Genomic DNA, 442 nt, shown 5'->3' with positions numbered 1-442 from the left:
ACCGTCTATGGCCAAGACGCCCACCTGGTCACTCTGGTTGACCGCAAGAGCCGCTTTACACTGATTAAGAAAGTGGACACAAAACATGCTGACATTGTTGCAGATGCGATGGTTGAGCTTTTAAAACGGGTCTCATCAGTTTGTACAATTACCTTGGATAACGGAGGTGAGTTTGCAGCTCACGATACCGTGAAGGATGCCATTAATGCTGATGTCTACTTTGCCAAACCCTATGCCAGCTATCAGCGAGGAACTAACGAAAACACTAACGGAATCATTCGTAGAACCTGGCCAAAGAAAATGGCTCTGGGCAGCCTGACAGAAGCGGAGGTAAAGACGATGGAACTGTTGATCAACACCATGCCACGAAAGGTATTAGGCGGGCGTACACCGTATGAAATTTACACAGGGGAGTCGATTGCACTTATTTCTTGAATCCAGC

General features: G+C 47.3%; 1 protein-coding gene. It reads left to right on the top strand.

The annotated features are described in order from the left end of the window. Positions 1 to 435: IS30 family transposase (locus tag M3P05_RS20735; protein WP_249702054.1), on the top strand; the 435-nt coding region annotated here is incomplete at its 5' end. Positions 436 to 442: the final 7 nt, after the last annotated feature.

The sequence above is a fragment of the Parendozoicomonas callyspongiae genome (genome assembly GCF_023502345.1).
GTDB classification, from domain to species: Bacteria; Pseudomonadota; Gammaproteobacteria; order Pseudomonadales; family Endozoicomonadaceae; genus Sansalvadorimonas; species Sansalvadorimonas callyspongiae.
Note: the sequence above shows the minus strand (reverse complement) of the source record. Positions and strands in the feature narration are given on the sequence as shown.